Origin of the sequence: Solidesulfovibrio carbinolicus, from assembly GCF_004135975.1 — a bacterium.
In the GTDB taxonomy this organism is placed as follows: Bacteria; Desulfobacterota; Desulfovibrionia; order Desulfovibrionales; family Desulfovibrionaceae; genus Solidesulfovibrio; species Solidesulfovibrio carbinolicus.
In genome coordinates this window covers 3,355,532-3,378,956 of the sequence record NZ_CP026538.1, presented here as the reverse complement: position 1 = coordinate 3,378,956, position 23,425 = coordinate 3,355,532, and the positions used below count along the sequence as shown (strand labels likewise).

General features: G+C 66.5%; 25 protein-coding genes. 18 read left to right on the top strand and 7 right to left on the bottom strand.

Annotated features, from left to right (window positions below; translation table 11 throughout):
- The first annotated feature begins 637 nt into the window (after window positions 1-637).
- The 5 genes from C3Y92_RS15040 (at window position 638) to C3Y92_RS15020 (ending at window position 5,433) form a co-directional block, all read left to right on the top strand.
- Window positions 638-1,471 (top strand): substrate-binding domain-containing protein, encoded by an 834-nt coding sequence (locus C3Y92_RS15040; RefSeq protein ID WP_129353894.1) that lies wholly within the window; start codon window positions 638-640, stop codon window positions 1,469-1,471.
- 69 nt (window positions 1,472-1,540) lie between these two features.
- A complete protein-coding gene (locus tag C3Y92_RS15035; protein ID WP_129353892.1) occupies window positions 1,541-2,236 on the top strand; it encodes an ABC transporter permease in 696 nt (231 codons plus the stop codon).
- Complete coding sequence (locus C3Y92_RS15030) at window positions 2,233-2,925, top strand: ATP-binding cassette domain-containing protein (RefSeq protein ID WP_129353890.1); 693 nt, start codon at window positions 2,233-2,235, stop codon at window positions 2,923-2,925. Before C3Y92_RS15035 ends, C3Y92_RS15030 begins: the two co-directional genes overlap by 4 nt.
- Window positions 2,926-3,024: 99 nt before the next feature.
- Window positions 3,025-3,729 (top strand): molybdopterin-guanine dinucleotide biosynthesis protein MobB, encoded by a 705-nt coding sequence (locus C3Y92_RS15025; RefSeq protein WP_129353888.1) that lies wholly within the window; start codon window positions 3,025-3,027, stop codon window positions 3,727-3,729.
- Between the two features lie 246 nt (window positions 3,730-3,975).
- The gene (locus tag C3Y92_RS15020; RefSeq protein WP_129353886.1) at window positions 3,976-5,433 is read left to right on the top strand and encodes a sensor histidine kinase; all 1,458 of its coding nucleotides are present in this window, start codon (window positions 3,976-3,978) and stop codon (window positions 5,431-5,433) included.
- 78 nt (window positions 5,434-5,511) lie between these two features.
- On the opposite strand, the gene C3Y92_RS15015 is transcribed toward C3Y92_RS15020, so the two are convergent.
- Complete coding sequence (locus tag C3Y92_RS15015; RefSeq protein WP_129353884.1) at window positions 5,512-6,048, bottom strand: YgjV family protein; 537 nt, start codon at window positions 6,046-6,048, stop codon at window positions 5,512-5,514.
- Window positions 6,049-6,356: 308 nt separating this feature from the next.
- On the opposite strand from C3Y92_RS15015, the gene C3Y92_RS15010 reads away from it, so the two are divergent.
- Window positions 6,357-7,163: a TrmB family transcriptional regulator gene (locus C3Y92_RS15010; RefSeq protein WP_129353882.1), complete on the top strand. Its 807-nt coding sequence runs from the start codon at window positions 6,357-6,359 to the stop codon at window positions 7,161-7,163.
- Complete coding sequence (locus C3Y92_RS15005; protein WP_129353880.1) at window positions 7,163-7,711, top strand: GNAT family N-acetyltransferase; 549 nt, start codon at window positions 7,163-7,165, stop codon at window positions 7,709-7,711. Before C3Y92_RS15010 ends, C3Y92_RS15005 begins: the two co-directional genes overlap by 1 nt.
- A 106-nt stretch (window positions 7,712-7,817) precedes the next feature.
- Here the strand turns inward: C3Y92_RS15005 and C3Y92_RS15000 are convergent, their stop codons facing one another.
- The 3 genes from C3Y92_RS15000 to C3Y92_RS14990 form a co-directional block, all read right to left on the bottom strand.
- Window positions 7,818-8,354, bottom strand: a complete 537-nt coding sequence (locus C3Y92_RS15000) for an HPP family protein (RefSeq protein WP_129353877.1) — start codon at window positions 8,352-8,354, stop codon at window positions 7,818-7,820.
- Window positions 8,351-8,962: a CBS domain-containing protein gene (locus tag C3Y92_RS14995; protein ID WP_129353875.1), complete on the bottom strand. Its 612-nt coding sequence runs from the start codon at window positions 8,960-8,962 to the stop codon at window positions 8,351-8,353. Before C3Y92_RS14995 ends, C3Y92_RS15000 begins: the two co-directional genes overlap by 4 nt.
- Before the next feature lie 133 nt (window positions 8,963-9,095).
- Window positions 9,096-9,434, bottom strand: a complete 339-nt coding sequence (locus tag C3Y92_RS14990; protein WP_129353873.1) for a P-II family nitrogen regulator — start codon at window positions 9,432-9,434, stop codon at window positions 9,096-9,098.
- Window positions 9,435-9,746: 312 nt separating this feature from the next.
- On the opposite strand from C3Y92_RS14990, the gene C3Y92_RS14985 reads away from it, so the two are divergent.
- Both C3Y92_RS14985 and C3Y92_RS14980 read left to right on the top strand, forming a co-directional pair.
- Complete coding sequence (locus C3Y92_RS14985; protein ID WP_129353871.1) at window positions 9,747-10,625, top strand: hypothetical protein; 879 nt, start codon at window positions 9,747-9,749, stop codon at window positions 10,623-10,625.
- A 43-nt stretch (window positions 10,626-10,668) separates the two neighbouring features.
- Window positions 10,669-11,007, top strand: a complete 339-nt coding sequence (locus C3Y92_RS14980; RefSeq protein WP_235669507.1) for a PqqD family protein — start codon at window positions 10,669-10,671, stop codon at window positions 11,005-11,007.
- A 238-nt stretch (window positions 11,008-11,245) separates the two neighbouring features.
- Here C3Y92_RS14980 and C3Y92_RS14975 read toward each other — a convergent pair whose 3' ends face one another.
- Complete coding sequence (locus C3Y92_RS14975; protein ID WP_129353867.1) at window positions 11,246-12,070, bottom strand: purine-nucleoside phosphorylase; 825 nt, start codon at window positions 12,068-12,070, stop codon at window positions 11,246-11,248.
- Window positions 12,071-12,181: 111 nt separating this feature from the next.
- Here C3Y92_RS14975 and C3Y92_RS14970 point away from each other — a divergent pair, with 111 nt between their 5' ends.
- From C3Y92_RS14970 to C3Y92_RS14935, 8 genes are all read left to right on the top strand, one after another.
- The gene (locus C3Y92_RS14970; RefSeq protein ID WP_015859971.1) at window positions 12,182-12,940 is read left to right on the top strand and encodes a motility protein A; all 759 of its coding nucleotides are present in this window, start codon (window positions 12,182-12,184) and stop codon (window positions 12,938-12,940) included.
- Window positions 12,927-13,664, top strand: a complete 738-nt coding sequence (locus C3Y92_RS14965) for an OmpA/MotB family protein (RefSeq protein WP_129353865.1) — start codon at window positions 12,927-12,929, stop codon at window positions 13,662-13,664. Before C3Y92_RS14970 ends, C3Y92_RS14965 begins: the two co-directional genes overlap by 14 nt.
- 10 nt (window positions 13,665-13,674) lie before the next feature.
- Window positions 13,675-14,097 (top strand): PilZ domain-containing protein, encoded by a 423-nt coding sequence (locus C3Y92_RS14960; RefSeq protein WP_015859973.1) that lies wholly within the window; start codon window positions 13,675-13,677, stop codon window positions 14,095-14,097.
- Window positions 14,078-15,496, top strand: a complete 1,419-nt coding sequence (locus C3Y92_RS14955) for a biotin carboxylase N-terminal domain-containing protein (protein WP_129353863.1) — start codon at window positions 14,078-14,080, stop codon at window positions 15,494-15,496. The genes C3Y92_RS14960 and C3Y92_RS14955 overlap by 20 nt, the downstream gene beginning before the upstream one ends.
- Window positions 15,497-15,640: 144 nt before the next feature.
- Window positions 15,641-17,887 carry an acetyl-CoA carboxylase carboxyl transferase subunit alpha/beta gene (locus tag C3Y92_RS14950; protein ID WP_129353861.1) on the top strand — a complete coding sequence of 749 codons (2,247 nt, stop codon included), beginning with the start codon at window positions 15,641-15,643 and terminating at the stop codon, window positions 17,885-17,887.
- Window positions 17,888-18,212: 325 nt separating this feature from the next.
- The gene (locus tag C3Y92_RS14945; protein WP_129353859.1) at window positions 18,213-18,863 is read left to right on the top strand and encodes a biotin attachment protein; all 651 of its coding nucleotides are present in this window, start codon (window positions 18,213-18,215) and stop codon (window positions 18,861-18,863) included.
- A gap of 5 nt (window positions 18,864-18,868) precedes the next feature.
- On the top strand, window positions 18,869-19,216 hold the full coding sequence (locus tag C3Y92_RS14940; protein WP_129353857.1) for a hypothetical protein: 348 nt from the start codon (window positions 18,869-18,871) through the stop codon (window positions 19,214-19,216).
- A gap of 27 nt (window positions 19,217-19,243) precedes the next feature.
- Window positions 19,244-19,840, top strand: a complete 597-nt coding sequence (locus C3Y92_RS14935) for a single-stranded DNA-binding protein (protein WP_129353855.1) — start codon at window positions 19,244-19,246, stop codon at window positions 19,838-19,840.
- A 152-nt stretch (window positions 19,841-19,992) separates the two neighbouring features.
- On the opposite strand, the gene C3Y92_RS14930 is transcribed toward C3Y92_RS14935, so the two are convergent.
- Entirely contained in the window at window positions 19,993-22,332 is a 2,340-nt protein-coding gene (locus tag C3Y92_RS14930; protein WP_129353853.1) for a heavy metal translocating P-type ATPase, read from the bottom strand.
- A gap of 190 nt (window positions 22,333-22,522) precedes the next feature.
- On the opposite strand from C3Y92_RS14930, the gene cadR reads away from it, so the two are divergent.
- Window positions 22,523-22,990 carry a Cd(II)/Pb(II)-responsive transcriptional regulator gene (gene cadR / locus C3Y92_RS14925; RefSeq protein ID WP_006921806.1) on the top strand — a complete coding sequence of 156 codons (468 nt, stop codon included), beginning with the start codon at window positions 22,523-22,525 and terminating at the stop codon, window positions 22,988-22,990.
- Window positions 22,991-23,005: 15 nt separating this feature from the next.
- On the opposite strand, the gene C3Y92_RS14920 is transcribed toward cadR, so the two are convergent.
- Complete coding sequence (locus C3Y92_RS14920) at window positions 23,006-23,347, bottom strand: SMR family transporter (RefSeq protein WP_129353851.1); 342 nt, start codon at window positions 23,345-23,347, stop codon at window positions 23,006-23,008.
- Window positions 23,348-23,425 lie beyond the last annotated feature (78 nt).

The window sequence follows — 23,425 nt, the reverse complement described above, 5'->3', positions numbered from 1 at the left end:
AGGCGAGAGCTTCGCCGGCGGCATGGGGTGTTTTTGACGACTACGGCTTGCGCCGGTTTGCTCCCGAAGGTTGATCCTGTATGGTGAGCCTCCTTTACCAGGAAATCTTTCAAGCGGCTTTGCCTTCAGTGGCAGCTGCTTTGACTCACCTATCGGCGGCTCCGAAAAACCCTTTAGCCATTATTTTTTCTGAAATAGGGAAAAATAGTGTAAAGCAGAGAGCTGAAACGCATCGAAGCCTCCCGGGTATGGGAAAGATCCGTGGAATGATGCACGAAATTTCAACTGTTTGGCTTGGCAATGCTGGGGTATTGCAGGAGACATGTAGAATGCAGGCTGTTCATGACTCCTATCGGATGCTTTAATGATCCCATTAGGCGGCAAAGCGTTTTTTTTTGAGAAATTTGGACGCCGGTTTGTTTGCCGTGGTCGGTCAAGCGCTCAAGGTTGGCCGCTCCAGGAGCCGGCAGTTGCGACGGTCCTGGCGAGGAGCCGTGCAGTCAAGGCGGGTTTGGCGTTGAATCAAGTCGGCGGAGGGGGATCTGCTAACCGACCGGCAGTGCGTCGTCTTGCCATGTGAGAGATTCTATGTCACTGTAGTTATTGTGTTAAGTTAAATTTGACAGAGGAGCGCACGATGCATGCAACCATGTTTGTCCGGTTGATTCTGGTCTTGTCCCTGTCCTTGTTCTTTGCTGGTTCGTCCCTGGCCGCCGGCGAGCCGCTCATGATGGCCACCACCACAAGCACCGACGATACCGGGCTTTTGCCGGTGCTGGGCGAGGCCTTCAAGAAAGACACGGGCATCGAGCTCAAATGGGTGGCCGTAGGCACCGGCAAGGCCCTGGAGCACGGCAAGAACTGCGATGTGGACGTGCTGCTCGTCCACGCCCCGGCGGCCGAGAAGAAATTCGTGGAAGAGGGCAACGGGACCAAACGCACCGAAGTCATGTACAACGACTTCATCGTCGTCGGTCCGGCCGAGGACCCGGCCAAGATCAAGGGCAAGACGGCCGGGGAAGCTCTGGCCGCCATCGCTGCCGCCAAGGCCCCCTTCATCAGCCGCGGCGACGATTCCGGCACCCACAAGATGGAACAGTCCTTGTGGAAGGGCGCGGGGCTGGCGCTGCCCGACAAGGAGACCTGGTACGTCTCGGCCGGCCAGGGCATGATGGCCACCCTCAACATGGCCGGCGAACGCAAGGGCTACACCCTGGTTGATCGGGGCACGTACATCTCTTACGAGGATCAGGCTAAGGGCAAGCCGGCCCTGGCGGTGCTGGTGGAGGGTGACAAGCCGCTGCTCAACCAGTACAGCGTCATTCCGGTCAACCCGGCCAAATGCGAGAAGGTGAAGGTCAAGGAGGCCGTGATTTTTGCCGACTGGCTGGCCTCGCCCAAGGGCCAGAAGGTCGTCGGGGACTTCACGGTCAAGGGCAAGAAGCTTTTCACCCCCAACGCCGCCAAATAGCGCGACAGCCAAACCACAAGCGGGCGCGCCGGCCGTTGACGCCGGCGCGCCCGACTGCCAAAATACCCCATGGATTACATCCTCGACGGCTTGCGCCAGGCGCTCGAACTGCTCCTGGGCGGCGATCCCGCCACCTTTTCCGCCGTCTGGACCACCGTGATAGTCTCCCTGGAAGCCGTGGCCGCCACGCTGGTACTGGGAACGCCGGCAGGATTTGCGCTGGGCTACGGCGATTTTCCCGGCAAGCGCACCATTCGGATGGTGGTGGAAACCTTTTTGGCCTTTCCGACGGTGGTCATCGGCCTGGTGGTCTACGCCTTCATTTCCCGGCGCGGCCCCCTTGGCGAGTTGGGCCTGTTGTTCACCGTGCCGGGCATGGCCGTGGGGCTCACCATCCTGGGGCTGCCCATCGTCATTGCCCTGACCGCCCAGGCCGTGGAAAACCTCGACCCCCGGCTGCGGCCCACCCTGCTGACGCTCGGGGCCGGCCCCAGGCAGGTCTTCTTCGCCACCCTGGGCGAGGCCCGTTTCGGGCTTTTGCTCGCCGCCACCGCCGCCTTTGGACGTATCTTCTCCGAAATCGGTATTTCCATGATGCTTGGCGGCAACATCAAGTGGTCCACCCGCACCATCACCACGGCCATCGCCCTGGAGACCGGCAAGGGGGAATTCGCCACCGGCATCGCCCTGGGGATCGTGCTTATGATCATTGCCTTTGCCGTCAACCTGGCTGCTTCGGCCTTTCGCCGCCGGTCGGCCGCATGAGCGCCCTCTACGAACTGCAAGGCGTGGTGCAGCGCTACGGCGGGCGCGAGGTGTTGCGCCTTGACGGCTTGGCCGTGCCCGAGGGCGCGATCATCGGGCTTGTGGGGCCAAACGGCGGCGGCAAATCAACCTTGCTGCGTTTGCTCGCCTTTCTCGAAACGCCGGCCCAGGGCACGATTCTCTACCGGGGCGAGCCGACCGGGGGCCGCGAGTACGCCCTTCGCGGCGAGGTGACCTGTTTTCCCCAGGAACCGTATCTGCTCAAGCGTTCGGTGCGGGCCAACGTGGCCTTTGGGCTGGAGGCGCGCGGCGCGTCGGATGTGGCCGAACGCGTGGCCTCGGCCCTGGCCCTGGTCGGCCTTGATCCGGCCCGGTTCGCCGGACGCATGTGGCATCAGCTTTCCGGCGGCGAGGTCAAACGCGTGGCCCTGGCCGCCCGGCTGGCCTTGCGGCCCCGGGCGCTGCTTCTGGACGAACCCACGGCCAACCTCGACCGCGACAGCGCCGAACTGGTGCGCCGGGCCGTGACCACCGCCCGGGAGCGCCACGGCACGACCCTGGTCATCAGCGGCCACGACCACGAGTGGCTCAAAGCCATCTGCGACGACATGCTGTGGATTCGCGACGGTCAGCTCGCCGCGCCCGCGCGCGAGATCGGCCACGCCGACTGGCCCCAGCCGGCCGCCTGACGTCGCCCGGGATGGGCCGACTCCGCTTTTCGACTTGGCCGGCCACGGCGACGCGGCGGCGTCTGGGCCTGACAACAACCCCTGCAAGGAGAAAACGCCATGAAGGGCGTCCAGATTCTGGGATTTAAAAAATCCGGCAAGACCACCCTGTGCGCGGCCCTGCTGGCCGAATTGGCCGGCCGGGGCGTGGCTCCGTGCGCGCTCAAGTGCACGCACAACCCGGGCATCGACAAGGAAGATACCGACACCGACCGGTTCATGGCCCACTGCCGCACCGTGGGGGCCGTGGCCGGAAAGGAGAGCGCGCTGTTTTTTAACACCCCGCGCAAGCTCTCGGACATGCTGGCCCTGCTCGACGGCGAGGTGCTGGTCATGGAAGGTGGACGCGAACACGCCGTGGCTCCGCGCGTGCTGGTGCTGCGCGAACCGGCCGAGGCGGCTCAGCTGTCCGACCCGGGACTGGTGCTGGGAACCTTCGGCGAGGTGCGCGCCCCGGGGCTGCCCCACATCGAATCCGTTGCCGCCCTGGCCGATCTGGCCCTTGAGCGGGGATTCGTCCTGCCGGCCCTGGACTGCGCCGCCTGCGGCCGGGACGACTGCGCCAGCCTGGCCGTTGACATCATGGCCGGCCGGGCCACGCCGGGCGACTGCGCCACCACCCAGGTGGCCATGGCTGTCAGCGTGGGCGGGCGGCGGCTTACGCTCAACCCCTTCGTGGAGCGCATCCTGGCCTCGGGCATCCGGGGGATGGTCTCCGAACTCAAGGGATTCGGGCCGGGACCGGTCGAAATTCGCATCGACTGACCGTATGTCGCGTCCATGAAAAGCGCCCATGGCGCGACGTAGACAGCTGTATGCGGTAGTTGATTTTTCTTAAAAAATACTATCGTATTGTTTGCGGGAGGTGCCGCGAGCGGGCCGGGCGGCCGCGTCCGGCCCGGCTCCATGCAATCGTCGCGTGGCGGTTTTATGGCCGTCACGCCGGGATCGTATTGTCTTTGGCCGGCTTCGGGCGTATTGTGAAATAAACCGCTACCCGGAGGGTTCCCGATGACCAGCGCCTGGGACGACGACGTCGCCGGCATGGGGTTCGATCCCGGCCCGGCCGGGGACCCGGCCATTTTGGACCGCCAGGTCATCGACGCCGTGGCCCGTCGCATCCATCAGAAGATGGACGACTACGAGGCCTACAACTTCTCGACCAAACAGAGCATCTCGCTCAACGTCTTTTTCGATCTGGCCCAGGAATTCCCCCAGGTCGAGCATCTCTATGCCGTGTGTCTGCTCATCCCCAAGATGTTTTTCGACATCGAGTGCAACCTTTATGTCCTGGACAGCAAGAGCGGGGCGATCCGGCGCTGCGCCTACAGCTGCGCCGACGCCGATGCCGGCGAGCTGGCCGATCTGCCTTTTGCCCGCAAGACCACCATCCGCGACGACCGGCTTTTCATTCCCATCAAGGGCAACCATGAGCTGATTTCCCAGCTGCCCTTCACCCCGCGCGAAGACGTTTTCGGCATGTTGGAAATCTACCCAGTCAGCCGGCTTTCCGAGCACGACCGGCTGTTCTTCGAGCGCTACGCCAACCGCTTCGGCTACCAGTTGCACAACCGTATCCTGGCCACCAAGAACAAGGAACATCTCCAGTTCATCCGCAGCCTGGTCAAGGACATCGGCCACAACGTCATTGTCCCCAACATCTATTTCAAGCTCTATTACAAGCGCCTGCGCTCCAAGATCGATCTGCTCAAATTTTTTGAATGGAAGCTCAAGCAGTTTTTCGAGGGCGAGGCCGAGCCGGCCGCCGCGGCCGCCCTGGAAGAAGATGAGTCGGCCACCCGGGAAAAGCTTTTGCGCGATCTCGGTTACATCCACGAAGGGCTTATGGACCAGTATCGCCAGATACTGACCCATTACGAGCAGACGAGTCTGTTTTTGGAGACGCTCCTGCGGCGTTCGCACTTCGAGGAAGGGCGCTACGTGCTGGAGAAGCGGGCCTGCAACTTCAAAAAACAGGTCATCGACTTGCAGCTTGAGCGTTACCGGCCGCGTTTCGAGGAGCGCGGCATTGAGATCGACACGTCCCTGGGCGGCGTGCCGGACCAGGAAATCGAAGTGGTGGTGGACATCGGGCTGGTTAGCCAGGTTTACGCCAATCTTTTTTCCAACGCGGTCAAGTACACCCGCGAGGTGACGGACCCGGTTTCGGGCCAGCGGCGGCGTTTTATTTCCTTTGGCTGGGAGCGCAAGGAGAATTTCTTCGGCCCGGGCAAGGACGGCATCAAGCTCAACGTCTTTACTTCTGGTCCGGCCATTCCGCCCGAGACCGCCGCCCATCTGTTCGAGGAGGGCGTGCGGGGCGAGAACGCCTCGGGCGAGTACGGCACTGGCCACGGCCTGTATTTCATCCGCGAGGTGGTGCGGCTGCACGGCGGCGTGGAGGGCTACGAGGCCACGGCGCTTGGCAACAATTTCTTTTTCGTCCTGCCCATGGACCCGCTGGTCTGATCGGCCTCCCGGCCGTCTTCCCGTCCCTCGCCGCGTTCCCGCCGCTTCCCCTTTACCTATTTGGGGGGTCCGGGGGCCTCAGGCCCCCGGCCGCCGGAGGCACTCTTTCTCTTTCTCTTTCTCTTTCTGCGCCCGCCACAGTCGCCACATGGTGTTGCCGTTGACCAGGGCGATGATGGTTTCGAGCAGCGTGCCGCCGATGGAGCCGGTGGCGATGTTGTTGGACAGCCAGCACAGGGTGGCGAAGAAGAGCAGTCCGCGCAGTTTCAGGCCAGAGAGGAAAAACGCGGCCCAGGTGCCGGAGCAGCCGGCGGCGATGGCGAAGACGGCTGTCCAGCCATGGGCCAGGTAGATGCCGACGAGGATGTTGGCGGCCAGGAAGAAGCCGGCCAGCCAGGGCGAGCGGGTTTTCAGCGAGACGAACATGCGCACGGCGGACAGGGCGGCGGAAAACGAGGCCGCATTGTTGCCGAGCATGGCGAAATGCACGGTATAGGCTAGGCATTCCACGGCGATGAGCGTTTTGAGCTTCCAGTCGATGCGCTGGATGAAGGCGATGACGCCGAGCACGAAGGCGAGGTAGCCCACGAGTTGGGCCGGGGAAGTGAAATCCATGAGGCGTCCTTGCGACTGCCGCGACGTGACAGGCGACAGCGTTGAATCAAACGGGCGGCGGGGAGGAGCGCGCGAGGCGCATCGAACCCGGGCAAGGGCCGGAGGTCCGGTCCGGCCGGGCGCGGGAAGCGCAAGGGACGGGCAGGGCGAGGCGGCCGACACAGTAGGCCCGGACGTCGAGACAGGTCTCTTGGCGTACCGGGTCTTGGCCGCTCTACGCCCGGCCGGCCGGTCTGGCAAGTCGCGGGCTGTTGACACCACTGCCCAGTGGTGCTAGTTGTCTTGTCGCCACGAGGAGGTGGTGACGTATGGTCGAAGCGCAGGAACTTGCCGCCCTGGGGCTGACCAGCTACGAGGCGGCGGCCTATCTGGCGCTTATCGGCCAGGCCGAACTGACGCCGGCCGAGGTGGCGGCGCGGGGGGCGATACCGCGTCAGCGGGTCTATGACGTGCTGGCCGGGCTGGCGGCCAAGGGGCTGTGCCAGAGCCGGGACGGCTCGCCGCGCACCTACGGCGCCGTGGCTCCGGCCGTGGCCATGGAACTGCTGGCCGGGGAGCGGGCGGCGGCTCTGGCGCGCCAAAAGCAGGAGGCCGAGGCGGCGGCGGCGCGCCTGACCGAAGCCCTGACGCCGCTTTTTGCCGGCGGGCGCGGCCGCAGCGACCCGTTGGCCTATGCCGAGGTTTTAAGCGGCCCCACCCGCATCGCCCAGCGCGCTCTGGCCCTGGCCCGGGCGGCCAAGAAGCAAGTGCTGTCCTCCATCACGCGGCCGATGATCCTTTCAAACGACCAGAACCAGGCGTTCATGGAAGCGCCGCTGGGGCGTGGGCTGGCCTACCGGGCGCTGTGCGACGCGAGCGTGGCCGACGAGCCGGGGTTGTCCGGGCTGTGGCCCGGACTCTGCGCCCAGGGGCTTAATCTGCGGGTGGTCCCGATGTTGCCGCTCAAAATGCAGTGTTTCGACGACGAGACCACGCTGCTCTCCATGCAGGACCCGGCCGGGGGGCAGCCGAGCTTCACGGCGGTGGTCATCCACAACCAGGGCGTGGCCGCCATGCTGCGCCTGGCCTTCGAGCATCTGTGGGCCGAGGCCAAACCTTACGCAGGAGGTGCGTGATGCCGTGCGCAGCCGTCAGCGCCGGGACGCCCGGAAGCAGGCCGCCGGTTGGGGGAATCGAAATCCGTCGGGGCTATGAGCCGGGGCTTATCGGCCGGGCGGCTGAACTGCATGGCCGCTACTACGCCGAGGCCTGGGGTTCGGGCGCGCCTTTTGAGTCGCTCATTGCCCGGGAGTTTGCGGAATTCGTCGAGGGCTACGACGAGGGCGACGATCTGTTGCTCTCGGCCCACAAGGCCGGGCGGGTTGTCGGCATGATCGCCATTTACGGCCGCCGGCGTCTGCCCGAGGGGGCGCAGCTGCGGTTTTTCATCGTGGACCCGGACTGCCACGGCTGCGGGGCCGGCAAGGCGCTGTTGGCCGAAGCCTTGTCCTGGTGCAGGCAGCGGGGCTTTCTGAAAGTCTTTTTGTGGACCGTGGACGGCCTGCCTGCCTCGCGCCGGCTGTACGAGAAGGCCGGCTTCCGGGTCACGGAGCGTGTGCCCGACGACCGCTACACCGTGCATCGCGACAACCTGCGCTTTGAACTCGACCTTTCCTCTGTTTAGCCTTTTTTCGCGGACGGCGGCGGGCCTTGGCCTGAGCCGCTGCCCGCCAAGCAAACGGACGGCCCGGATCGGTTTCCTGGCGGGCCGTTGTGTTTGGCGTGTGGCCCTACCACCAATACAGGGGATAGCGCCGGGACGGCACGGCGTTGACCGCGACCAGGGCCACGGCCAGCATGACCAGCGCGCCGGAGAGCACCGGGATCAGCGCATAGAGGTAGCCCAGGGCCAGGAGCTTGGGGCCGCCGGTGACGGCGATAAGGGCCGTGGCCCCGCCCGGGGGATGCAGCGTGCCGGTGGCGTGCATAAGCGCGATGGCCGCGGCCACGGCCACGGCGCAGGCCAGCCAGTCCGGCGAGGCGATGGTCAGCCGGACCGTGACCCCGACCAGGGCCGAAAGTACATGGCCGCCGATGAGGTTTCGCGGCTGGGCCAGCGGACTGGCCGGCGCGCCGTAGAGGAGCACGGCCGAGGCCCCGAAGGAACCGATAAGCAGCGACAGCCCGGCTGGATCGGCCAGGCGTTCATGGAGCCAGGCCACGGCGGCGATGCCGCCCAAGGCCCCCAGAAACGACCAGAGGATTTCGGGCGCGCCCACGCGGGGCGGGGAAACGCCCGCGCCGCGCATTTTTTGCAGCAGGCTCACAGCGGACACTCCAGTCCCCGGCAGGAGCGCACCACGTCCGCTCGGCTGACGATGCCGCGAAGCACGCCCTTATACACCACCGGCAGGCGGTTGATGCGCTGTCCGGCCATGAGCCGGGCGGCCTCGGAGCGGGGCGTGTCGGGGGCGACGACAACGGCCGGAGTGGCCATGAGCCGGGCCACGGGAGTGTGGGCCAGGGCGGCCTGGTCGGTTTCGTGGAGGCAGGTTTCGGGGTCGAGGAGCCGGGCGGCCAGGACGGCCGGGCCGGACTGGGGCGGCAGCCCGAGCAGGCGCAGCACGTCTTTTACGGACAGCACGCCGACCACCGCGCCGCCCGCCACCACGGGCAGCCCGGATACGCCGGCCCGGGCCATGGCCAGGGTGGCGTCGCGGACCGTGTCGCCGGGCGCGGCCGTGGTGACGTCCGGGGTCATGATGGCGGCCACGGGAACGTCTGTCGCCAGCCGGGCGGCGGCGTGGGCATAGGCCAGGCGGTAGAGGGTAAGGGCCTGGTCCGGGGCGACGTCGAGATAGCCGCCGAGCTGGCGCATGGCTGCCAGGACGTCGGCGACGTCCATAGGCAGGTCGGGATTGGGCGCGTGGGGCATGGGCAACCTCCGGCCGCCACCCTGCCAGCCCCGCCCCAACCCCGACATGACCTAAGTCAAATCGCCTCCCTGTTTTCCAGGCGGGGGGTCCGGGGGCCTCAGGCCCCCGGCCGCCGGAGGCTTCTTAAAAAACCTAAATCGCCGCTTCGTCGGTCTCGCCGGTGCGGATGCGCACCACGCCTTCCACGGGGTAGATGAAGATCTTGCCGTCGCCGATGGCTCCGGTGTTGGCGGCGGCGCGTATGGCGGCCACCACCTGTTCGGCCAGATCGTCGGTGGTCACGACCTCGATTTTGACCTTGGCGTTGAACTGCACCTGATATTCGATGCCCCGGTAGGCTTCGACATGGCCTTTCTGGCGGCCGTAGCCGCGCACTTCGGTGACGGTGAGGCCGTGAATGCCCAAATTGTCCAGGGCGTCTTTGACCTCGTCGAGCTTGAAGGGCTTGATGATGGCTTCGATCTTTTTCATGGGATTCCCTTTTTCTGGCGCTGGATGTGGTCTGGCCGCCGCTTTTCCCGGCGGGCGGGGCCGTCGCCGTGGGCCGGGCGGCGAGCCCGGCCGTGTACCCGGCTTTACACGAAGGGGGATGGCCAGGTCCAGGCCCGGGCGGCCGCCTGGTGGCCGGGAAACCGCTCTTGGCGCGGCTCGGGGATGATGACGGGGCTTTGGCGTGAGTCGTCGCAAAGAGGGTGGACATTTCTGTCGCGATGGCCGAGGTCGCGGCATCATCCAGCTAGCCCCGCCTTGCCCGGGCGGCGGCCATGCCGTACATCTGGCCCCATGACCGCCGTCGCCGAAACCACCCTTGTCGCCTGGAACGGCTTGACCCTCACCGTGCCGTCGTCCTGGCGGCCCGCCCGGCTGGGCTTGGGCTATCTCTATTTTGAGGACGGCTCCGGTCCGGCCTTTGAACTCAAATGGCGGCCCGGGGCCGGCCGCGACGGCATGGAAGCGGCCTTCCGGGCCATGACCCCCAAGGGCCAGGCCCGGCGTGCCGATGGCCTGCCCAAGGCCTGGGAAGCCGCCCTGGCCGGTTTCGAGACCATGCCCGTCGCCTGGAACATCGGGGAGCGCGGCGGCCTGGGGGCGGCGCTTTTTTGTCCCGACTGCGGCCTGGCCGCCATCTTCCAGGCCTACGGCGGCCCGGACGGCCCGGACAGCCCGCGCGTGGCCGAGGTCGGCCGGACGCTGGCCAGTTTTTCGCATCACCACGACGGGCCGCCGGAGTTTCGCGTCTTCGGCCTGTCCTTTCGGCCGCCGCCGGACTACCGTCTGACCGCCTTTCACTTCTCGCCCGGCCGGTTCAGCCTGAACTTCGCCCAAGGCAAATCGCGCCTGGACATCCTGCGCCTGGCCCCGGCCGAAGTGCTCCTGGCCCGCGATCCGCTGCCGCGTCTGGCCCGGCTGGCCTTTGGCTTCGACGCGGACCGGCCGGCCACGGAAGCTGTCGTGGACGGCTGCCCGGCCGTGTGGGTCGGGGAGCGCCAGGGCGAACAGTGGCGCGACCGGCTGACCCGGACCCTGGGCCGTCCGGCCCGGCTGACCCTGCTGCGCCACGATCCTGCCGCCGACAAGCTCTACGGCGCGGCCGCCACGTCCCGCCATCCCCTCAACCCCGACTGGCTGGCCGCCGCCGCAGGGCGCTGTGTTTCCGTTTAAATCGAAAAAGCCGCCCGAGCCGGTCATGACCCGGGACGAGGCCATGAGGCTCGCCCCGTGCCCCAGCCGCGACGTGGACGTCTCGCGCACGGCCGAGGGCCTTTTCCGCCTCTCGGTTCCCGTGTCCGTGCGCCCGGCCCTGGCCGGACTGGCCAAACGCCTGGGCGTGTGGGACGGCCGGGTGCTGCGTAAAACCGTGGAACTCGACGCCATCGGCTCCTTTGTCTGGGAACGCATCGACGGCCGGGCCACCGTGGGCGAGCTGGCCGTGGCCCTGGCCGAGCGCTACGGCCTCGACCGCGACGAGGCCGGGCTGGCCGTGGCCGCCTTTTTGCGTCAGCTCGGCCAGCGCGGCGCGGTGGGGTTCGTCGGGGGGAAGTGAGGCGGGGAATGCCTCCGGCGGCCGGGGGCCTCAGGCCCCCGGACCCCCGACTTGGGGATGGTCGGTTGGGCGGGGGAGGGCGTCGGCGGGCGGCGTCGCGAGAGAGAAGAGGGCTGTTTTGGGCGCGAGCAAAGCCTCGCGCCCAAAACAGCCCTTTTCGCATGGAAAGCCAAAGAGTACCCCGGTGGGGTTTCCAAAGGGGCTCAGCCCCTTTGGCCGCCGGAGGCATCTTTATGTCTTAAATAACTGGAATAATGTTGCTAATCAGCTTCGCCAGGTCTGCCTCGGCTTTTTTGGCCGTGGCCAGGACGTCTTCCAGGGTGGTTTCGGCCATGCAGTCGGGCAGGTTGACGTTGGTCAGGCAGGAGATGACGAGGACTTCCAGGCCCAGGTGGCGGGCGGCGATGACTTCGGCGACCGTGGACATGCCCACGGCGTCGGCCCCGAGCAGCCGCAGCATCCGGGTTTCGGCCGGGGTTTCGAGGCAGGGACCGAGCACCCCGGCGTAGACGCCGCGTTCCAGGCGCAGCCCCAGCTCCAGGGCCTTGGCGTCGGCGATTTCGCCCAGCCGGCGGCTGTAGGCCTGGCTCATGTCCGGGAAGCGCGGTCCGGCTCCGTCGTCGTTGGGGCCGACCAGCGGGTTGCGGCCGGTCAGGTTGATGTGGTCGGTCACCCGCATGAGGCCGCCGGCGGCGAAGTGGGGGTCCAGCGCGCCGGCAGCGTTGGTCAGCGCCAGGACGCGCACGCCAAGCCCGGCCAGCAGCCGCACGCCAAAGGCCACGTCGCGCGGCGAGTGCCCTTCGTAGAGGTGGAGGCGGCCGGAAAGCAGCAGCGTCGGCCGTCCGGCGATGTTGCCCAGGGCCAGGGTTCCGGCGTGGCTGGGGGCGGTGGAGCGGGGGAAGCCCGGGATGTCGCTGGCGGCCATCTCTTTGCGCTCGGCCAGGGCGGCGGCCAGACCGCCCAGGCCCGTGCCCGAGACCAGTCCCACGCAACCGGGCGGGATGTCGCCCAGGCGGCTTTGGACGGCGTCGGCGGCACGCTTTACATCGTCATTGTAAACCATATACACGACTCCTGTTGCCGCTTGTCGTAGCATGGGGCCGGCCGGTCGGGAAGGGGGAGGCCTTTCCCGGACGCGAAAGTCCCCCAATCCGCCCCTATACGGACACAACACATGGATCTCGGGACGTTTCTTGGCCTCGCGTCGGGCATTTCCCTGGTGCTCGGGGCCATTTTCATGGGCGGTTCGCTGCGGGAGTTCATCGACATCCCAAGCCTCATGATCGTCGTTGGCGGCACCATCGCCTCCACGTGCGTGGCCTTTCCCGTGCGTGAAGTGATGCAGGCCTTTTCGGCCATGCTGCAGATCTTTTCCTCGCGCAAGGTCAGCGACGCCGAAGTGGTGGAGATGATGGTGCGCATCGCCGAGATCAGCCGCCGCGAGGGCTTGCTCGCCCTGGAGAACATTCAGACCGACAACGCCATCCTCAAAAAAGCCTGCCAGCTCATCGCCGACAACGCCGATCCGGCGCTTATCCGCGAAACCGTGCGCATCGAGATCAGCTCCATGAAACGCCGCCATGCCGTAGGCGAGGCGGTCTTTAAGTCCCTGGCCGGATTCGCGCCGTCGTTCGGCATGATCGGCACCCTCATTGGCCTGGTGCAGATGCTGGGCCGGCTGGAAGATCCCAAGAGCGTCGGCCCGGCCATGGCCGTGGCGATCATCACCACCTTTTACGGCTCCCTTTTGTCCACGCTGTTTTTCCTGCCCGTGGCCGGCAAGCTGCGCGCCCGCACCATCAGCGAGGCCCATCAGCTCGACATCATCTTCGAAGGGGCCAAGTGCATCCTGCAAAACAACAACCCCCGTCTGGTCTACGAGAAGCTGTCGTCGTTCATTGCCCCCAAGGAGCGCCGCAATGTCCGAAGATGACGACAACTACGACGAGGAGATCGAGGAGTCCGAAGCGCCCAGCGAGTGGCTGACCACCCTGGCCGACATGTCGATGCTGCTCATGAGCTTTTTCATCATGCTCTTTTCCATGTCGAGCCTGGACGTCAAGAAGTTCTCGGAATCGTTCACTTCCGTGAAAACGGCTCTTGGCGTCAAGGACAAGGCCGTCACCATGGCCCCCATCTCCACCGGCGACATGAACGTGCTGGTGGAACAGGCCAAGCTCAAGCAACGCATCATCGGCGAACAGCGCCGCGTCTACGACCAGTTTCGCACCTATGTCTCGTCCAAGGGATTAGAGGGTGTGGTGGCGGCCACCCTGGAAGCCGGCAAGATCACCATCGGCTTCCCGGCCGGGGTGCTTTTCCCCAAGGACGGGGTGGACCTCACCGACGAAGGCAAGGCCAAGCTTCGCACCCTGTTTGATTTCCTCATCAAGGCCGCAGGGGAGCGCATCAACATTCGGGGGTTTACCGACAACGAACCGCCCGGAGCCGGCAGCCGCTACCGAGACAACTGGGAAATCTCGTCATTGCGAGCCGTTGCCGTTTTGCGCTACATGGTCTCCCTGGGGATGCCGCCCAACCGATTGACAGCCACCGGATTAGCTGATTTAGAACCCCTCTACCCCAACGACACCCCAGAACACCGGGCCAGAAACCAGCGCGTGGAGTTTGTGTTGGAACGTTGGATCGGCGACTAGGAGACGGGGTATGATGGACGTGACGTTCGAACTCGAAGGCGAGGTCGGCAAGCGGGCCGCCCATCGCGAACGGGTGCGGGGCCTGGTCGCCCGGCTGGACGGCGAGGCGGACGGCTTTGTCGTGCATGACGTCAGCGCCTCGGGTCTGGCCCTGGTCGATCCCGAGGCCCGGATCGCGGTTGGCCGCGACTGCCGTCTGGCCCTTGGCATCGGCCCCCGGGAGCTTATCGACGGGTTGCCGGCCAGGGTGGTGCGGCGGGCCGAGGGCGGCCTGACCGGGTTGGCCTTTGGCGAGCTGTCCCTGCGCCAGGAAGCCTGGCTCGACAAGCTTGTCCTGGAAATCCAAAAGCGGCGCATCGATTTGCGCAAGTCGCGCCAAGACGCCGAAAACCCTGAGGATAAAAAGACCCATCGTGTCGACGAAAAAACATAAAGTCCTGGTGGCCAACCGGGGCGAAATCGCCATACGCATCATCCAGGCTTGCGTTTCGCTCGGCCTGGATTTTGTTTGCGTCTACACCCGGGCCGACGAAGGCTCGGGACACCTTGCCCTGGCCCGGCAGCTGGGCGGCCCCGAGGCGGCCTACCGCGTCAGCTCCTACCACGACGCCAATGAGCTGCTGGCCGTGGCCGACCATGCCGGCGCCACGGCCATCCACCCCGGCTACGGCTTTTTCGCCGAGGATTTCCGATTCGCCCGGCGCGTGGCCGAACGCAAGCGCGGGCTTATTTTCATCGGCCCGTCCTGGCGCATCATCCGCACCCTGGGCGACAAGATCAACACCAAGCGCCTGGCCCGGAGCCTGTCCATCCCCACCGTGCCCGGCTCCGACCGGCCCGTCTACGATGAGCTGGAAGCCGAGGAGATCGCCGAAACCCTGTTCGCCTTCCAGGCCGAGCAGGGCATCGCCAACTCCGTGGTCCTGGTCAAGGCCTCGGCCGGCGGCGGCGGCATGGGCATCGAGGAAATCTACGACATCGAGCAGTTCAAGACCGTGTACCGGCGCATCCGCAACTACGCCAAGCGCCAGTTCCACGACGAAGGCGTGCTGATCGAACAGCGCATCTTCGACTTCAACCACCTCGAAGTCCAGATCGTGGCCGACCGCACCGGCACGGGCATCGTCCACTTCGGCACCCGCAACTGCACCATCCAGTCCACCGGCCGCCAGAAACGCGTGGAGATCGCCCCGGGATTTCGTCCCGAGGAAGTCACCTACGCCTTTGACGCCGCCAGGCTCCTCGACGACATCACCGGCTACTCCCTGGCCATGGCCCGGGAGGTGGGCTACGACAACGTCGGCACCTGGGAATGGATCGTCTCGCCCACGGGCCAGCCCTTCCTTATGGAAGTCAACACCCGCATCCAGGTGGAAAACGGCGTGTCCGCCGCCATCTCCCGCATCAAGGGCCAGGGCGACGTCAACATCATCGCCGAACAGATCCGCCTGGGCCTGGGCGACGCCATGGGCTACGACCAGTCCGACATCACCTTCGAGGGCGTGGGCATCGAATACCGGGTCATCGCCGAGGACCCGGCCAACCGCTTCACCCCCTGGGTCGGGCGCATCGACCAGTTCCTGGCCCCGAATCTGCCCTATGCCAGGCTCCACACCCACATTCCCATGGACGCGCCCTACGAGATCCCGACCGAATACGACCCCAACCTGGCCCTGGCCATCATCTGGGGCAAGGATCTGGCCGAGGCCAAGAAGCGCGGCACGGACTACCTCGACGAGCTGACCCTGTCCGGGGCCGACGGCACGGGCGCGGAGATGAAGACCAACATCCGCTATCTGCGGGAGAAGACCTCCACCATCCTGCAGTTCTGATGTCGTGTCGGCCGGAAAACGCCTCGTTGGCCGGCCCAAGGAAATACCAACTCAGCGTGCCGCCCCGTCCCCGGGCCTCCCGGGAACCCTCCGGGGCGACACGAGCGTTCCGCCGCCGGGCGGCCGGGACCGGGAAGACACCCTATGGAAATCGAAAAGCGCGTCGTCGAACTGACTGATCGCTTAAGCTATATCAAAGACATCTTCGGCGGCCGCGAAAACGCCAACATCGCGCTTATGCAGGCCCGGCTCGACGAGTTCGCCGTGCGCGAGCGCGAGGCCAGCCCGGGCGAGCGCGCCCAGATGGTGCGCCAGATCGAGGATCTCTTCGACTTCCTCGAAAAAAAGCTCGACGACGAGCTCGTGCCCATGGACATGGTGCGCATCGTGCGCCATCCGGCCCGCATATCGCTCAAGGACATCCTGGAAAACGTCTACGACAACTACACCGAGATCGGCGGCCAGGACGAATACTCCATCGACCCGAGCATGCTCATCGCCCGGGCCTACATCACCCGCCGCCACGGCGACAAAGTCGTCAACCAGCCGGTCATGGTCATCGGCCAGGAAAAGGGCCACGGCCAGGAATTCCGCAACGGCGGCTCGGTCAAGCCCTGGGGCAACGCCAAGGCCTTGCAATACATGAAGGTCGCCGAGACCGAGCGCATCCCCATCCATTCCTACGTCTTTACGCCCGGCGCCTTCCCCGTCGAGGACTACCCCGGCGCGGCCCAGCAGATCGCCCGCAACCTTTACGAGATGGGCGGCCTGCGCGTGCCGGTCGTGTCCATCATCTCCGAGGGCGGCTCGGGCGGGGCCGAGGCCATCGGCCTGTCCGACGTGCGCATGATGCTCTCGCGCGGCTACTATTCGGTCATCTCCCCCGAAGGCGCGGCCGCCATCGAAGCCGGCATCCGCCAGGGGCAGCGCGTGGTCCCGGAGCTTATCGCTGAATGCGCCAAGCGGCTCAACATCACCGCCGCCGACAACCTGCGCATGGGCTACATCGACAAAGTGCTGGAAGAGCCGGCCCTGGGCGCGCGGCCCCATCACTACGACTTCTTCAAGACCCTGCGCCAGGAAATGATCCAGGCCACGGACCAGGTGTTCCTGGGCATCGCCGGCTTCAAGCTCTTCCGCGCCCTGGTCGCCTCGCGGCGCAAGGGCGGCGATCCCGAAAGCATGTTCGTGCGCTGGACCCTGGACGAGGACGCCGCCGACCGCCTGGTCTGGAAGCGCTACTGCAAATACCGCCGCATGGCCGAGACCGCCTTCCGCGACGGCCGCCCCTCCGGCGAACGCATCGCCTCCCGGGCCAAGAGCCTGGTCTGGTCGGGCTACTCGTTTATCCGCTACGACTTCGTGCGCAAGCACACCAAGGCCCTGGCCAAGGCGGCCACCGACCTCGAGGCCGAACTGCGTCTGGTCGCCCACAAGCTGACCGCGCCGCTTCGCCGCCAGGACAAAAACGCCCCCGTGGTCTGCGACCCGGCCAAGAGCCGGATGCTCACCGAACTCTCCCAGCCCGAGCAGGGAGCCTGCCTGGAAGAATTCGGCTGGCGCTACGTCTCCCCCAAGGCCGCCGAGGACCGGGCCGTCACCTGCCCCGGAGCCAAGACCTACGGCTGCCCCGACCTCTGGGCCCCGGACCTCTACGGCGACTTCGCCGGCGTGTGCGTCAACTGCGGCCACCACTTCCCCATGGAATACGAATGGGTCCTCGGCAACGTCTTCGACGCCGAGTCCATCGTGGAATACGACAACGACATTGAGGCCGGAAATCCCCTGGATTACCCCGGGTTCGAGGAAAAACTCGACGCCGCCAAGAAAAAGACCGGCCGTAAATCCGGCTGCGTCTCCCTGGACGCCAAGATCGACGGCATCAAACTCGTCTCCACCGTGCTCTATTCCGCCTTCCGGGGCGGTTCGGTGGGCGCGGCCGAAGGCGAAAAGTTCATCCGCGCCCTGGCCCGGGCCCGGCGCAAACACTACCCGTTTCTGGCCTACGTCCACGGCACCGCCGGCATCCGCATCCAGGAAAGCTTAAACGGCCTCATCCAGATGCCCCGCGTCACCCTGGCCGTGCGCCGCTACATCGAAGCCGGCGGCCTCTACGTCGTCCTCTACGACACCAACTCCTACGCCGGACCGGTGGCCAGCTTTCTGGGCTGCTCGCCCTACCAGTTCGCCGTGCGCTCGGCCAACATCGGCTTCGCCGGCCCGGGCGTCATCAAGGAAACGACAGGCGTGGACATCCCGCCCGACTACCACCAGGCCCACAACGCCCTGGCCCGGGGACATATCCAAGGCATCTGGGACCGCCGCGAGATTCGCAAGAATTTGAAGCAGGTGCTCCTGACGATTGGCGGGAGAAACTTGTATTATCGGTAGATTGGCTGAGAGTAGAGAAGAGAAGACAAGAGAAAGATGCCTCCGGCGGCCGGGGGCCTGAGGCCCCCGGACCCCCCGAATGAAGAAAAGGGGTAAAGGGGGGAGGCAAAGTCGCCTACGAGACAAGAGCCGGTATTGTGGGAAGGCTCTGGCGAGGGGCCAAGCGCCGTTTCCCACGCGCGGGACGCGCGGCCGCCTGCCTCGGCAGGCCTGAGAACTGGCTCCGCTGCGCAGCGAGTACGCGCAACCCTTGCGGCCGACCTCGCCGCGATGTAACAAGCGCTTAAACCCACGGCCGCGACAATTCGGCCGACGGGAGACATACGTGATCGACGTCAAAGCCCTGCTCGAAGACATCAAGGCCGCGCCCTACGAGGAAATCGTGGTGGCTTCGCCCCATACCGGCGTGGTGACCTTCGCCGGCATCGAACCCGGCACGCGCGTCACCGGCATTTCCGGGGCCTACGGCGAAAAGCCCGGCACGCTTCTGGCCAAGCTCACTCGGGAGCATAACGACAAGCCCCTTTACGCCAACGCCAAGGGCGTGGTGGGCACGGTCCACCGGGAACTCGAAGGCCGCTTCGTCGAGGCCGGCACGCCCCTGGTCGTCATCCGCCACTACCTGTCCAAGGACGAGGTCATCGCCAGCATCCTGCAAAAGGTGCTCTACCTCTTCCGCGCCCCGGAACGGGCCAAATACTATTTCATCCCGAGCGTGGACAAGAAGGTGAAGGCTTCCGGCGCGCGGTCGGTGACCGTCAAACCCGGCATGGAGCTTTTTATCGTCTCGCGCATGAAGCGCGAGAAGCCGCTGCTCTACGAAGGCCCCGAAGGCATCATCTACGCCGTCTATTTCCAGCACGACCAGAACGTGGACCAGGGCGCGCCCCTTGTGGGCGTGTGTCCGGCCGACCAGACCGACCTTATCCAGGACGTGGTCAACCGCGTGCGCACGGACTGGGAGGAAAAGGAATAGCCGTCATGGGCGAATATCTGCAGATTCGCGTCATAGCCCAGACCTACGACGAGGCCGGCGCCGAAAAGCGCTTTCCCAAGCTCTACGCCCTGGCTTGGCCCGTGGAGCCCACGCCGTCCGAAGGGCCGCGCGGGCTGGTGGAACTGGCCGGCGTGCTGGACGACCGCATCCGCCTGGGCGATCTGCCCGCCCCGGACCGCAAGGCCATGACGCCGGGCCTGGAAAAGGTCATGGCGGCCAAGTCGGCCCTGGAAGGGGCGCTGGGCAACCGCGATCCCAAGGCCGCCGACCAGGCGTCCTATCAACTGGAAGACGCGCTCGGGGAGCTGGAAAAGCTCGCCCCGCGCCCCTAATTTCTCTCGCGCCAAAGGAGGTCCGCCATGGCCGGAAGCATCAACAAAGTCATTCTCGTCGGTCGTCTGGGCCAGGACCCCAAGCTGAATTACCTGCCTTCGGGCCAGCCCGTGGCCGAGTTCAGCGTGGCCACCGACGAATCCTACAAGGACCGCGAGGGCAACAAGGTCGAGAAGACCGAATGGCACCGGGTCAAGGTGTTCGGCCGCTCGGCGGAATTTTGCAACAACTACCTCGCCAAGGGGCGGCTGGTCTATATTGAGGGCAGCATTCGCACCCGCAGTTGGGACGACCAGCAAGGCCAGAAGCGCTACATGACCGAGGTGGTGGTGTCCGGCCCCGGCCACACCGTCCAGGGCCTGGATTCGCGCGGCGGCCAGACCGCCGAGGCCCCCGTGGGCGGCGACGAGGGCTTCGCCCCGCGTCGCGGCGGCGGCCAACAGGGCGGCTACGGCAATCAGCCAGGCGGCCAGGGCGGCGGCTACGGCGGCGCGCCGCGCCAAGGCGGCCAGCAGGCCGGCGGCCGGCCCCAGCAGGGCGGCGGGCGTCAGTCCTATCCCGAAGACGACCTCGGCCCGGCCTTCCCCTCCGAAGCCTCGGGCATGGACGACGTGCCGTTCTAGTTTTCCTTCTCCGCAAGGCAAAGCCGCCGCCGGTATCCCCGACGGCGGCTTTTTTATGGCGCTCTCCCCTTTACCCCCTTTTCTTTCGCTGGGGGGTCCGGGGGCCTCAGGCCCCCGGCCGCCGGAGGCATCTTCTCTTCTCTCTTATTCCCTCATTTCCTTAATAACCGCAGTCCATTAGCGATCACCAGCAAGCTTGTGCCCATATCGGCGAAGACGGCCAGCAGCATGGAGCCGTAGCCGAGCAGGGTCAGCGCCAGCACCAGCCCCTTGAGGCCCAGGGCCAGGGCGATGTTCTGTTTGAGGGTGGAGACGGTTGCCCGGGACAGGCGCACGAAGGCCGCCACCTTGCGCAGGTCGTCGTCCATGATGGCCACGTCGGCCGTTTCGATGGCCGCGTCGGTTCCGGCGGCGGCCATGGCGAAGCCGATGTCGGCCCGGGCCAGGGCCGGGGCGTCGTTGATGCCGTCGCCGACCATGCCGACGAGCGCCTTGCCGCCGTCCCTGGCCGTCAGCGCGTCCACGGCGGCGGCCTTGTCCTCGGGCAGCTGATCGCCGCGCGCCTCGTCGATGCCGGCTTGCCCCGCGATGACGGCGGCGGTGCGGCTGTTGTCGCCGGAGAGCAGCACCGTGCGGATGCCCAGGCTGTGCAGCTCGGCCACGGCCTCCCGGCTATGGGGCTTTATCATGTCGGCGGCGGCGTAGATGGCGAGCACCATGTCCGGGCCGGCCAGGAGGGCGGCTGTTTGGCCCTGGGCTTCCAGGGCTTCCAGCCGGGTTTCGATGGCCGGGCCGCACAGGCCCAGTTCTTCGATAAGGCGGTGGTTGCCGAGATGGTAAAGAACGCCGTCCACGACGCCGCGCACGCCGCGTCCGGGCAGGGCGGCGAAGTCGGCCACGGGCAGTGCGGCCACCCCGTCCTCGCGTCCGGCCCGGGCCAGGGCCTTGGACACGGGATGGTCCGAGCGGGCGGCCAGGCTGACGGCGATGGCCCGGTTGGCGGCGGCGTCACCAGCCAGATCGATGGTTTCGGCGGCGCTGGGCCGGCCGGTGGTCAGGGTGCCGGTCTTGTCGAGGACCATGGTTTTGAGGCTATGGCCCTGTTCGAGGAATAGGCCCCCCTTAATAAGAATGCCGCGCCGGGCGGCGGCGGCCAGGCCGCTGACCATGGACACGGGGGTGGAGATGACCAGGGCGCAGGGGCAGGCGATGACCAGGATGACCAGCCCTTTGTAGATCCAGTCGGCAAAGGACGCGCCGGCAATCAGCGGCGGCCCCACGGCCACGGCCAGGGCCACGGCAAAGACGCCCGGGGTGTAGACGGCGGCGAAGCGGTCCACGAACCGTTCGGTGCGGGCTTTTTTGCCGGGCGAGGCGACCACGGCCCGGGTGATGCGGGCCAGGGTGGAGTCGTCGGCCAGGGCGGTGGTGCGGTAGATCAGCTCGCCTTCCTGATTGACCGTGCCGGCGAAGAGCTGGTCGCCCGGGCCTTTTTCCACGGGCAGGGACTCGCCGGTGACGGCCGACTGGTCCAGGGCCGACCGGCCGGCCTCGACCGCGCCGTCCAGGGGCACGCGCTCGCCCGGGCGCAGGCGTATCCGGCTGCCCACGGCCACGTCCCCGGCCGCGACCACGGCTTCGGACCCGTCGTCGCCGATGACCGTGGCTTCCTGGGGAGCCAGGGCGAGCAGGGCGGCCACGGCGTTCTTGGCCCGGGTGAGCGAGGCGGCTTCGAGCTTTTCGGCCATGGCAAACAGCGCCATGACCATGGCCGCCTCGGGGAACTGGCCCAGCAGCACCGCGCCGGCGGCGGCCACGCTCATGAGCGCGTTGATGTTGAGGTCGCGGCGCAGCACGGCCAGCCAGCCCTTTTTGAAGACCGGCAGGCCGGACAGGGCGATGGCAACGACGGCGCAGATCGCCGGCAGCCAGGGCGAGGCCACCTCCTGCCATTCGAGGAGTTCGGCGGCCACGGCCAGGGCAAGGGACGCGGCCAGCTTCGGCGTCATCCAGACCGGAGCCGGCTCGGGGGCGGCCGGTCGGCCCTTGTCCACGGGCACGGCTTCCATGCCCAGGGCGGCGATGGCGGCGGTGATGGCGTCGGGGGAAGGCAGGTCGTGGCTGACGGTCAGTTCCCGGCCGAGCAGGTTGAAGGCGAGGCCGTTGACGCCGGCCATGGGTTCGAGGGCTTTTCGGATCAGGCGCTCTTCGGTGGGGCAGTCCATGGCTTCGATGCGAAAGACGTCGACGCTCTGGCCGGGCGGCAGATCGGCCGGGGCCTGGGGCTTGGCGGCGCTGTCGCCGCAGGCTCCGCCGCAGCAGCAGGGGAAGATGTCGGCCTTGGCCAGAGGGCCAAGCAGCGTTCCGGCGGCACCGCCGTGTTCGTGCCCGTGCCCGTTTCCGGGCGCGGCGCCGGACAGCCCGGAATTGGGGCCGTCGCAGCGGCAGGGTTCGTGGTCATGACCGTGGCCATGGGCATGTTCGTGGGACATAAACAACTCCTTGCCTCATCCGCGATCATGAGACACCTTGGAGCAACTCCAGGGTCAAGTTTTTTTTCACGGGCCCCGAAAAACCACCGCCTCCTCCTCGTCCCCCTTTCGGGAGGGTCCGGGAGGGGCTGAGCCCCTCCCGGCCGCCGGAGGCATTTCCTCATCTTCCACCACCAGAGAGATAATCATCATGCGCATAGGCGAACTGGCCAAAAAGGCGGGCTGCGGGGCGGACACGGTGCGGTATTACGAGCGTGAGGGTTTGTTGCCGCCGCCGGGCCGCAGCGAGGGCAATTACCGGTTGTATGACGCCGGGCATCTGGCCCGGCTGGCGTTTATTCGCAATTGCCGGGCCTTGGAGATGAGCCTTGGCGAGATCCGCACGCTTCTTGGGGTCAAGGATGGCGGCGGGGCGGATTGTTCCGGGGTGACGGCGCTTTTGGACGCCCACATCGGCCATGTGGACGAGCGCATCGCCCGGCTGGCCGCCTTGCGTGAGCAGTTGGCCGGGTTGCGGGAGCGGTGTTGCGGCGTGACGCCCGTGGCCGACTGCGGCATTTTGCAGGGTTTGGCCGAGGGCGGCGGCGAGGCAGCGGCCGGCGGCGGACGAAAGTGCCTGGGCGACGCCGGCAGTTTGTGCGGCCGGGAGGCGGGCTAAAACGGTTGGTCCTGGTCAGTGGCTGATGCTTTTGGAAAAGACGTTGACCACCACCACGCCGGCGATGATGAGGCCCAGGCCGATGATGGCCGGCGCGTCCAGGCGTTGGCCGTGGAGGAGCCAGCCGGCGGCGGAGATGAGGATGATGCCCACCCCGGACCAGATGGCGTAAGCGATGCCGGTTGGCAGGACGGTCAGGGCGAAGGTCAGCAGGTAAAACGAGACGCCGTAACCGGCGATGACGGCCAGGCTCGGCCACAGGCGGGTGAAGTTGGCGGTGGTCTTAAGCGTGGTCGTGGCCACGACTTCGGCCACGATGGCCGCGCCCAGGCAGAGATAGGTTTGGGTGAGGGTCATGGGAGCGCCTCCGGGCTGCAGGTGAAGTCGGAGCGGCTGCGCCGCTCCTGGTTAGTTGATGCTCTGGCGGATGGTTGT

Bases quoted from the DNA above. Each gene is read 5' to 3' on its own strand.
- C3Y92_RS14970 (WP_015859971.1), top strand. From the start codon at position 12,182: ATGGATCTCGGGACGTTTCTTGGCCTCGCGTCGGGCATTTCCCTGGTG.
- C3Y92_RS14975 (WP_129353867.1), bottom strand. From the start codon at position 12,070: ATGGTTTACAATGACGATGTAAAGCGTGCCGCCGACGCCGTCCAAAGC.
- C3Y92_RS14965 (WP_129353865.1), top strand. From the start codon at position 12,927: ATGTCCGAAGATGACGACAACTACGACGAGGAGATCGAGGAGTCCGAA.
- C3Y92_RS15010 (WP_129353882.1), top strand. From the start codon at position 6,357: ATGGTCGAAGCGCAGGAACTTGCCGCCCTGGGGCTGACCAGCTACGAG.
- C3Y92_RS15015 (WP_129353884.1), bottom strand. From the start codon at position 6,048: ATGGATTTCACTTCCCCGGCCCAACTCGTGGGCTACCTCGCCTTCGTG.
- C3Y92_RS14930 (WP_129353853.1), bottom strand. From the start codon at position 22,332: ATGTCCCACGAACATGCCCATGGCCACGGTCATGACCACGAACCCTGC.
- C3Y92_RS14950 (WP_129353861.1), top strand. From the start codon at position 15,641: ATGGAAATCGAAAAGCGCGTCGTCGAACTGACTGATCGCTTAAGCTAT.
- C3Y92_RS15035 (WP_129353892.1), top strand. From the start codon at position 1,541: ATGGATTACATCCTCGACGGCTTGCGCCAGGCGCTCGAACTGCTCCTG.
- C3Y92_RS14935 (WP_129353855.1), top strand. From the start codon at position 19,244: ATGGCCGGAAGCATCAACAAAGTCATTCTCGTCGGTCGTCTGGGCCAG.
- C3Y92_RS15040 (WP_129353894.1), top strand. From the start codon at position 638: ATGCATGCAACCATGTTTGTCCGGTTGATTCTGGTCTTGTCCCTGTCC.
- C3Y92_RS15025 (WP_129353888.1), top strand. From the start codon at position 3,025: ATGAAGGGCGTCCAGATTCTGGGATTTAAAAAATCCGGCAAGACCACC.
- C3Y92_RS14995 (WP_129353875.1), bottom strand. From the start codon at position 8,962: ATGCCCCACGCGCCCAATCCCGACCTGCCTATGGACGTCGCCGACGTC.
- C3Y92_RS15020 (WP_129353886.1), top strand. From the start codon at position 3,976: ATGACCAGCGCCTGGGACGACGACGTCGCCGGCATGGGGTTCGATCCC.
- cadR (WP_006921806.1), top strand. From the start codon at position 22,523: ATGCGCATAGGCGAACTGGCCAAAAAGGCGGGCTGCGGGGCGGACACG.
- C3Y92_RS14985 (WP_129353871.1), top strand. From the start codon at position 9,747: ATGACCGCCGTCGCCGAAACCACCCTTGTCGCCTGGAACGGCTTGACC.
- C3Y92_RS14940 (WP_129353857.1), top strand. From the start codon at position 18,869: ATGGGCGAATATCTGCAGATTCGCGTCATAGCCCAGACCTACGACGAG.
- C3Y92_RS15005 (WP_129353880.1), top strand. From the start codon at position 7,163: ATGCCGTGCGCAGCCGTCAGCGCCGGGACGCCCGGAAGCAGGCCGCCG.
- C3Y92_RS14980 (WP_235669507.1), top strand. From the start codon at position 10,669: ATGAGGCTCGCCCCGTGCCCCAGCCGCGACGTGGACGTCTCGCGCACG.
- C3Y92_RS14990 (WP_129353873.1), bottom strand. From the start codon at position 9,434: ATGAAAAAGATCGAAGCCATCATCAAGCCCTTCAAGCTCGACGAGGTC.
- C3Y92_RS14960 (WP_015859973.1), top strand. From the start codon at position 13,675: ATGATGGACGTGACGTTCGAACTCGAAGGCGAGGTCGGCAAGCGGGCC.
- C3Y92_RS14920 (WP_129353851.1), bottom strand. From the start codon at position 23,347: ATGACCCTCACCCAAACCTATCTCTGCCTGGGCGCGGCCATCGTGGCC.
- C3Y92_RS15030 (WP_129353890.1), top strand. From the start codon at position 2,233: ATGAGCGCCCTCTACGAACTGCAAGGCGTGGTGCAGCGCTACGGCGGG.